Origin of the sequence: Ruminococcus sp. (assembly GCF_016287535.1) — a bacterium.
Taxonomy (GTDB): Bacteria; Bacillota; Clostridia; order Oscillospirales; family Ruminococcaceae; genus Ruminococcus.
Window position 1 is genome coordinate 130,094 of record NZ_JAEFAJ010000003.1, and the last position, 9,805, is coordinate 139,898.

At 40.6% G+C, this 9,805-nt stretch carries 9 protein-coding genes; 5 read left to right on the forward strand and 4 right to left on the reverse strand.

All coding sequences use genetic code 11. From position 1 onward, the window contains the following. Positions 1-45 precede the first annotated feature (45 nt). From QZZ36_RS03025 to QZZ36_RS03040, 4 genes are read left to right on the forward strand one after another with little or no spacing between them, the layout of a single operon-like run. Entirely contained in the window at positions 46-780 is a 735-nt protein-coding gene (locus QZZ36_RS03025; protein ID WP_295076514.1) for a GNAT family N-acetyltransferase, read from the forward strand. Positions 781-839: 59 nt separating this feature from the next. Beyond that, positions 840-1,184: a hypothetical protein gene (locus QZZ36_RS03030; protein WP_295076517.1), complete on the forward strand. Its 345-nt coding sequence runs from the start codon at positions 840-842 to the stop codon at positions 1,182-1,184. 48 nt (positions 1,185-1,232) lie between these two features. After that, positions 1,233-3,455: an ATP-dependent RecD-like DNA helicase gene (locus tag QZZ36_RS03035; RefSeq protein ID WP_295076520.1), complete on the forward strand. Its 2,223-nt coding sequence runs from the start codon at positions 1,233-1,235 to the stop codon at positions 3,453-3,455. Between the two features lie 15 nt (positions 3,456-3,470). Further along, entirely contained in the window at positions 3,471-4,490 is a 1,020-nt protein-coding gene (locus QZZ36_RS03040; protein ID WP_295076526.1) for a rod shape-determining protein, read from the forward strand. 479 nt (positions 4,491-4,969) lie between these two features. Here QZZ36_RS03040 and QZZ36_RS03045 read toward each other — a convergent pair whose 3' ends face one another. Genes QZZ36_RS03045 through QZZ36_RS03060 form a run of 4 tightly spaced genes read right to left on the reverse strand, consistent with a single transcriptional unit; the run spans position 4,970 to position 9,176 of the window. After that, entirely contained in the window at positions 4,970-5,419 is a 450-nt protein-coding gene (locus tag QZZ36_RS03045; RefSeq protein WP_295076530.1) for a hypothetical protein, read from the reverse strand. Between the two features lie 19 nt (positions 5,420-5,438). Beyond that, entirely contained in the window at positions 5,439-6,032 is a 594-nt protein-coding gene (locus QZZ36_RS03050; RefSeq protein ID WP_295076533.1) for a hypothetical protein, read from the reverse strand. Then, complete coding sequence (locus QZZ36_RS03055; protein WP_295076536.1) at positions 6,032-7,756, reverse strand: hypothetical protein; 1,725 nt, start codon at positions 7,754-7,756, stop codon at positions 6,032-6,034. The genes QZZ36_RS03050 and QZZ36_RS03055 overlap by 1 nt, the downstream gene beginning before the upstream one ends. A gap of 19 nt (positions 7,757-7,775) precedes the next feature. After that, on the reverse strand, positions 7,776-9,176 hold the full coding sequence (locus QZZ36_RS03060; protein WP_295076539.1) for a dockerin type I domain-containing protein: 1,401 nt from the start codon (positions 9,174-9,176) through the stop codon (positions 7,776-7,778). Positions 9,177-9,408: 232 nt separating this feature from the next. Between QZZ36_RS03060 and QZZ36_RS03065 the strand changes: the two genes are divergently transcribed. After that, on the forward strand, positions 9,409-9,805 hold a 397-nt coding region (locus tag QZZ36_RS03065; protein ID WP_295076542.1), incomplete at its 3' end, for a hypothetical protein.

A 9,805-nucleotide genomic window follows, 5' to 3' on the forward strand; every position in this document is an offset into this window, starting at 1 on the left:
TACAGGCTCCCCTCGGGGAGCTTTTTATTACACAGAGGTAAAACTATGAAAAAGATAGATAATAATGATTACAACAGCTTTGTCAGATATGCGGAGGATATTGTTTTTTGCAGGGTATTCCCCCTTTCTGTAGTTCTTAATTATCAGAGTGGAAGCATATACAGATCCGAAAACTGCATACTGTTCCGCCACAAGAACAACTTCACATTTCTCTCTGGAACACCTGACGAAGCAGGGCTTCATGAAATACACGAACTGATACTCACTGAAAAGCTGAAATTCCTATGCACCGACAGCATGATATGCGAAAAAATGTCAGGATTCGGCGGTGTCGAGTTTTTTCCCCGTGATGTATACAGCTATCCGCATGATAAAGCGCCTGAAATAAATATCCCTGACGGATACTCACTGCGCAGCATAGATGAGGAGCTTTTCAGCAGGCTCACAGGATGCGTACCGCCCTCGCTCTACTGGGACAGCTACGAACAGTTCAGTAAAAAAGGTACAGGCTTCTGCATAATGCATGGAAATGAAGCCGCTTCATGGGCTTTCTCCTCAGCTGTCAGCAGCAAAGAAGCGGATATAGGTATCGAAACAGCAGAAGCCTTTCGTCACCGCGGACTCGCTCTTGCAGCAGCTGCCGCAATGATAAGGGAGATACTACCCGACCGCCGTCCCACATGGACCTGTCAGCGCTCCAATCTCGGTTCTGCACGTATAGCCGAAAAGCTCGGATTTGTAAAACACGCTGAATGCATAATGATAAAAAAGGCTGACTGAGCCTTTTCCGTAACGCTCCGCTCACTGTCCGCATATAATAATGCGAAAGGAGTGGTTATATGGGAACTGCCGGGTTAATATCCGTATCTGCAGTCGTACTTCTCATCGCAGCTGAATTGTTCTGCCTTTTTCTCTGCTCAAAAATGAAATGCAGGAGCTATCCTATGTACATTGTAGTACCCGTCAGCAGCAGGGACGAGGAGCTTCCGCAGCGGCTCGACTGCATAGGCTCTCTTATAGAGGACGGAAATACACTTATCGGAAATATCCTTCTCATGGACATCGGTGCTGACGATAAACAGCTCGGTCAGTGCAGGGAGTTCTGTCAGAGGTATCATGCCGCAGAAATAGTGCTTCCCGGAGATATTGAAGGAGCTGTGAAAAAACATTTGCATTCTGACTGAAAACATGATATAATTTAAGATGAATGTTTGTGTGCAGAGGTGAAAACGGTGGAGCATGAGGTCCTTCACATTGAGGGCACGGTAGAAAATGTCCTTTATAAAAACGAAAACAACGGATATATCGTTCTTGACCTTGACGCCGGCGGTGAGCTCATCACCGTTGTGGGAGAGCTGGGCGACATCGAGGAGGGCGAGGGTCTTATCCTTGAAGGCAGCTACATCACACACCCACGCTTCGGCACTCAGTTCAGCGCGGTATACTGCGAGAGGAAGCTCCCTGAGACCGTTGTCAATATCGAAAAATACCTCGCCTCCGGAGCTGTAAAGGGAATAGGTCCAGGACTTGCCAAAAAGATAGTTGATGTATTCGGAGACCGCACTCTTGACATAATGGAGAACGCGCCGTTCAGGCTGGCGGAGATAAAGGGAATATCCCCGAAGAAATGCGACGATATAGCCGCAGAGGCTCAGAAGCTCTTCTGTCTGCGAAACCTTATGTCCTTTCTGTCCCAGTACGAGATAAAGTCACGCTTTGCCATGAACACCTACAGGAAGTTCGGCTCAGACGCAATGGCACTGTTAAGGCTCAATCCCTATCTTCTCTGCGGAGACTACATAGAGCTGGACTTTTCAAAGGCTGACACTATTGCCCATGATATGCACATAGCCCGCAACGACAGCAAGCGGATAATCGCAGGAGTACAGTACATACTCCGGGCAAACGGCGGCATAGGTCACACCTGCCTGCCACTTGAGGTTCTCGCCAAGAAAACCCAGGACACCCTCGGAGTATCGGAAAGCGACTTCTACAGCGCATACAATGCGGCTCTTGAAGATGATGAGCTTTTCGAGTTCATAAAGAACGATATCGAGTTCGTCTATCTCCCGGATTATTTCTACGCGGAGAGCTTCATTGCGGACAGGATACATATACTGAAGGATTTCTCCTCCCCTGAGGACTTCAACTATGATACCCTCATAGACATCGAAGAGGAGGAGCATAACATAAAATACGAAAAATTACAGCGTCAGGCTATAACCACCGCTGTATCACGTGGACTCATGGTGCTGACGGGAGGTCCCGGTACAGGTAAGACCACCACTCTCAACGCCATGATATCCATATTCGAGAAACGGGGCATGAAGGTGCTGCTTGCGGCTCCTACAGGACGAGCCGCCAAGCGTATGTCCGACCTTGCAGGCTGCGAGGCAAAGACTATACACCGTCTCCTTGAAGTGGTATATGATTCCGGAGACAAGCTCACCTTCGCCCATAACGAGAACAATCCCCTCGACTGCGACGTACTTATCATAGACGAGATGTCAATGGTGGACGTCATACTCTTCGAGAAGCTCCTCCGCGCAGTACGGCTCGGCTGCCGGCTCATAATGGTGGGCGACAGCGACCAGCTCCCGTCTGTCGGCGCAGGGAATCTCCTGGGAGATATAATTGACAGCGGTATAGTTCCCGTCACCGAGCTGAAGGAGATATTCCGTCAGGCTCAGCAGAGCTGCATAGTAACCAACGCCCATAAGATAGTTGCGGGAGAATATCCCGACCTTACCAGAAAGGACAGCGACTTTTTCTTCTTCAGGCGCGACGATTATCAGCAGGCGCTGAAGCTAATAGTTGACCTTGCAAGGTCAAGGCTCCCGAAAGCCTATAACTACTCCCCTACAGAGGATATACAGATACTTACCCCGTCAAGAAAGGGAGTCACAGGCACTGTGGAGCTGAACAAGCTCTTACAGGCGGAGCTCAATCCTCCCGCAAAAAACAAGCAGGAGAAAAAGGGCTACGTATACACCTACCGCGAGGGAGACAAGGTCATGCAGACCCGCAACAACTACGACATAACGTGGTCGAAGGAAGGAGAACAGGGTGCGGGCATCTTCAACGGAGATATCGGACGCATAATCAGCATCGACAACAGGACGTCACTTGCAGTCATAGACTTCGACGGCAGAAAGGCTACATATACCTTTGACCTGCTGTCTCAGGTAGACCTTGCCTACGCTGTGACGGTACACAAAAGTCAGGGCTGCGAGTTTGAAGCGGTCATACTCCCCATAATGGGCGGATTCGACAAGCTGTGCTACAGGAACCTGCTGTACACAGCCGTTACAAGAGCAAAAAAGCTCCTCATAATCATCGGGAGCGAGGAAAATATACATAAAATGGTAGACAACAACAAGCGCACAAGACGTTACACCTGTCTGCGCTATATGCTCGCAGGACCTGCAAAGAGCAGCTCTCCCTTCGGGCAGTGAGAAAGGAAGATAGAAATGGCAAACACTGATATCGGAATCGACCTCGGTACCTCCAATATCGTCATGACTATGGGCGGCAAGGGCGTTGTACTGAGCGAGCCCTCCGTCATAGCATACAATACACGAACAGAAAGAGTTCTTGCAGTCGGAAAGGAAGCCTATGAGATGATAGGCAGGAATCCCGATTATATCGCTGTAAGACGTCCTATAAGCGAGGGCGTTATCTCCGACGACGACCTTACACACAGCATGATACGGGAGTTCATACTCAAGGTCACGGGCAGACAGCTCGTCAAGCCCCGTATAGTAATATGTATCCCCTCCTTTATCACGGATATAGAGAGCCGCGCAGTGGTAGAGGCCGCAAAGAGCGCAGGTTCGAGGCAGGTCTATCTCATACAGGAGCCTATCGCAGCCATGATAGGCGCGGGCGTAAACATAACCAAGGCAAAGGGACACATGATAGTTGATATCGGCGGCGGTACAACTGACGTTGCCATAGTTTCCATGAACGGCGTTGTAAGGTCACATACAGTCAAGGTGGCAGGAAATGCCATAGACCGCTCCATAATAAAGTATATGCAGAACAAGTACAAGCTCCTTATCGGTGAGAGGACTGCCGAAAAGGTAAAGATAGAGCTGTGCAACCTCTACGACCCCAGTGACGAGGTGACATATATCGTCAAGGGAAGAAGTCTCCTGAAGGGACTTCCCGCACAGGTGCTTCTCAGTGAAACAGAGCTGTTTGAGGCTATTGAGGACGATACCTTCGCAATAATGGAAGCTATCCGCAAGGTACTTGAAGAAGCTCCTCCCGAACTGGTGGGAGATATCTACGACAACGGTCTCCTGCTCACAGGCGGCGGGGCGCTCCTCGGCGGACTTACTCAGCTTATCAAGCGTACCCTCGGCATAAACTGCAATATCGCCAAGGATTCCATAAACTGTGTTGCCAAGGGCACTGGCATGGCATTCGGAAAAATGACTACCCTGTTGGACGGTTTCGAGGCTGCAACAGTATACAAATACAGGTAAGCCGCCTTAAAAGGTTTCCTGAGCGTATGACGGGAGCGCAGGGATTTGAAGAAGCAACCGTGTACAAATATCGTTAATTCGGAATTATTACACGCCATATATGACAAAAACCTCAGCTGCTCCGCTGAGGTTTGTTTTTCCCTGACATTGTTTCACTCTTTCTTCCTTACTCTCTGTATTTATTTATGATATTATACTCAAAGTAACAGTGTAAGAAAGAAAGAATGCTTTCTTTGTACACTCTTGAAATTATCCTGCTGTCATTAACAGAAAAATGGCAGATATTATACGACCCTACAGCGCTTTCATGTTGTTTATTGCGGCAGACACGGACTGCCAAAGGCAGCCCCTACACTCTCAACTCTCAATTCTCAGCTCTCAACTAAAAGGGCGGATAAAGGGCGCTTTCGTTAGCGGAAAAAAACCAAACCAAACTGAATAGGAATAAAGCCGATACATTATGTATCGGCTTTAATTATTTACTTTTTATTACTTTTTTTAAAAATGGAATATAAATCCGAATTGTACTCTTCAACTCGAATTGTTGCTGTATTAGTATTATCATTCAAAATACATTTTATATTTTGGTTTTTTTTGGCTTGATAAATAATGTCGTTTTTAGATTCATACATTTTTTCAAAATATGAGTTAATATCATTAATCTGAATATTTGAAAGATAAAAAATGAATACTGAATCTTTTGCATGAGAAAATGTTCCTTTATCAATAGAAACTTTATTAGGATCAACGTAGATATAATTTGAAATTGAAGTTATTTCTTCGGAATTAAAAGAATCTTTTTCATAAAACTCAGGAGATAACGATTTATTATTCACTATTGTTATTATTACTAACAAAACAATTACGATGCTTCCAAGGATAAGCAATGTTATTTTTAAAGGGATATGTTTACCAAAGGGCTGTTTCATTAATGGTTTCTCCATTACTTCAGTCAAGAATACAATTGATCTTTTGATATGATGTATCATTTTCATTTGATTTATAGTAAAAAATCAATTGTCTGTTTTCATCATTATATTCTATACTGTAATCACTTGATTCAATGGGGCTATAGGGAGCCTCAACGTAATAATTCATTTGGGGCAGTGGTCTGTAAATATAATCATTGACTCTAACAACTAAACAACCTGATGTACGACCAAGAGTGGTTATTTCCCGCACATACAGATCCATCCCGCCAATATTTTCAGAAGAATTGATCGAATAGTATTTTTCATCGTGATGAATGTAATTATTGATATATATTGAAGACAATGTTATAAGCAAAATTAAAACAGGTATTAATATAAGCGTAAAAATAGATCTTGCATTGAATGATGGCGTATCATTATCAATATAATGTTTAAGGAGTCTATAAACACTAATAGAGATTATCAGTATCATAAACAGGTATGCTATTGAAATAATTCGAATAACAAAAAAGCAATTCAATACCCCATATATTAAAATAATGATCAGTTGAACAAAAATCAAAACTTTAAGAATTGTTCTGATTTTATTTAAGAGTGTGTAATGTTTCATTAATATTCTCCAAAGTAATAATAGTTTCCGTTTAACAAATTCATGGTAAAATTGGCATCATTAATTCCAGAAAATGTTGTTTGTATGTAGTTAGGCGTGTCGCCCTTAACATAAGGGTATCTGCTCCCTTTCTGCCATTCAATAGTAGTTTCATAGCAGCCATAGCTTAGAAAATTTTCTGCATATCCATACTTATGAAGGTTTGCAAAATTTTCTTCACCTTTATTTTCCCAATCATAAACATCTAGAACATAATACCTAATTTTAGCAGTATACACAAAAGAACCATCAGTTTTTTTACATTTCACTTCACTTGCTAAAGCGTTTTGGCCTCCGCCAATTGCAGACCACCAATCGTCAGCTATACTCTCATGAGTACTTGAGCAACCGTGGTAATTTATCTTCCAACTTTTTACTGTGCCAACATCTTCTGGTCTATCTAAATCTTTGACAGTTGAAAAACTATATGTACGTCCTTCTTTAACAGTTTGCTCCACCATATCAAAGAATTGATTCATATTATTATAAAAATTTATTCTTTGACAATTAACTAAAGCTATTGCATAAGGGAAATTACCAAAGCAAAAATCTTCGCCATGACCCTCGATATAGTGACGAAGAGCAGCTGATCCAGTTGGTAAATGACCTAATGGATGGAAAATTGTCCTTAATCCTTGTCCCTTGTAATCATCGAGATGAAGAAAATATTCGCCCAAAACTGTTTGCCCTCCCCATGCCATAAGGAAAGCCATCCAATAGTCATCAAAAGGTTTTTCTTTTGGAATTTCTGTCGCAAATGTATTTTTTGACTCCTCTAATTTATCTTCATAACCATATGAGAGTAAATCTCTGTAATTTATTGAAGAATAGTCACTGACAACCTTAAAATGGTTATCAATAGGATCATTTGGACTTGCATCCCATTTATTTGGAATTCCATCACCATCATTATCTTCATACAATATCTTGTCACTAAACGGCGTGATCTGTATAGATCTAGCTATAAGACGTTCAGAAGTACTGCGTTTTTTCATATACTGCTCATAACCATTTTTTGTAAGTTCGCTGTAACTGCAAACATTCAGCATAGATGGAAATACAAGATTGCCATTTTCATCATAATACGCCGCACCTATTTTCACAGCCGCATCCTTAAAGTTTATATTTCCATTTGCATCAGCAGCAGGGATTTTAGACTTATCATAAGAAGATGGCAAACTATTTGAAAATGCATTTCTGTTAACTTCTGTCGGAATTGTTTGTGGTGTTAAAGTTGAAATATAACAAATAGATTCTTTATAAATATCCGTAATAGCATCAGAATATAACCTTGCATATCCCGAGTTGCCAAAATATCCATTTTCCAAATTAGAATATACGCCGAAATTATATGGTCTACAAGCGTCTTTTAAATTACTTATAGCAGCTTTATTATTGAATATTTCTCTTGATAGTAGGAAATTGAGATGAATATCAGAATCGTATATTTCCTCAAAAGCATCACGAACATCGATAGGTATTGTTAATTTGTATTCATTACTATTTGTAAAGCAATAATCTGAATTAGACATTATAAAAGCATATTTTTTAGAGCTGTCCTTTGAAAACAAATCGCCTTTTATAGCATCAACTGTAAAAATAGCGCTGTTTAACGTGTTTTGTGTATTGGTTGTATAGGGTTTCAATGCTTCAAGAGCTTCATCAACTGAATTAATATTATTCAAGAGAGAATCATCATTTAAATCAGCATATATATATTTTGTTGTTTGACAAATTAGGAGAAGAATAATAACCGTATATTTCAATATATGAATCATCTGAATGTTCAAATATTGCTTGACAACAGTCATGAATGCTTTTTTTGGTTTCTTCGAGGTTATCTGTCAGAGTTCCGGAGATATCAACAAAGAAAGCAACTTCAAGTGATCCAAGTTTATAATTATAAACTACATCATTCTTTCCTACTGATATTTCAGATTTCTCATCAGCAAGAACATTATAAGGTGCCATTTTAATTGAATTTGATGATTGGGAAGAATCTTTGATCTTAACAAGCGTAAATGTACCCAATTCATTTGTTTCAACATATACAGAATCGGATGTGTATTTTGTTTCTACAGGCAGAAGGTAATTGGTTTCCGGAAAGAATTCAAAGATCATATAATTTTCAATGCTGCCGTCAATAGATTTGGGCTTGAAATAAATCTTGGCCGTGTCAACAGTCAGTTTTTCATCATATGAAAACATTATTGATTTGCCTATAAAATGGTCATCTTCGGAAGTATTTGAAAATGATCCGATTCGAATAGATAAAGCTTTTTCTATATTTCCGGCAGCTTTTATATCAACCGAAACTTCATAAGGTGCATCTTCTGTATTAACATACGAAAACAGTTCATTTGAAGCTGATATTTTATTTTCAAAAGTTCTCTGATAATCAGATGTTGTCCCGTCGGATTTGTCAGAGTCGGGTCTTAGTCCGAGTTTAATTTCATCTCCATCAATTATACCGTCGTTGTCGGTGTCTTCATTATTAGGATCAGTGTTATATTTTTTCAATTCATCATAATCGCTGATTCCATCCATATCTGAATCGTCAGACAAAGGATTGGTTTTAGCTGATATTTCTTCCTTGTTAGTTAAACCGTCTTCATCAGGATCATCACCTGCATCTGTTGCCGCTAATCCTCTGGTGTTCTTGTTGGTCGGAGAAGTATTTGAATATACTATTTCCTCAAAATCTGTAAGCGTATCACCGTCGGTATCTTCTGAATCAGGATCAGACTGTAAAAATGCAATTTCAAGCATATCACAGACAGAATCTTCGTCGGCATCATCACATAGATAAGCATCAAAAAAAGAATTTTTTCCCAAGACGTAGTCATTCAAAAGTGTTAAGTCTGCTGAATCAACAGCATTATCACAGTTAAAGTCTAAAGACTTATTATAAGTTCCTTTAACAACTTCCTTACGCATTGATACAACATCATAAATATCAATTCTTTTATCGCTATTAAGGTCGCCATATATTTTATATGTATTTCTGTATGATACCGCATTTACTTTTGGAATCGTTGATAAATTGTTTAACGATAAACTTATAAGAGTTGTACCAGCAATGATTGATGAAATTATTTTACGCATATTTTTACTCATTTGCTTTATTTGTTTATTAAGACTATAGCATGATTATAGCATTATGTAATCAAAAAATCAAGTCATTTCAATAAATATGCGGCGTTATGCAAAAATTAAGAACAAATTTTCGATTTTGTATTGACACACGAAATATAGTATGCTAAAATAGAGTTATCTGAACAAGAACATTCATTCTCATATGCAATCAAAAACCTTATTTAATGGAAGGATGTATATTATGAGAGTGAAAAATTATCACAAACATGATAACATGAGTGTTCTTGAATTGGACACGCCGCTCCAGAGTTATAAGGAGTTATACGGTCAGGAAGCATACGAACAGGCAAAACAGTTTTATCAGTCCGAGGAATGGAAGAGCTTTGAAAGAGAGCAGCTCAATTCGGACAGGCGGTACTCCGATCACAAAGCAGAGCTTAGTCTTGAAGAATATGATGAGTGGGAAAGCGCGGAGAAAAGAAAACGTCGGTTGAATGATCCCCCGTCCTTTGTCTTTCGCACTGAAACGAAACTCACTAACGGATTCGATGATATTTTCAACGATCTGATTTTGCAGGAAGCAATGCAAGTGCTTACAAAGAAACAGTACAGCGCATTGTACTGCACATTCAAAAGTA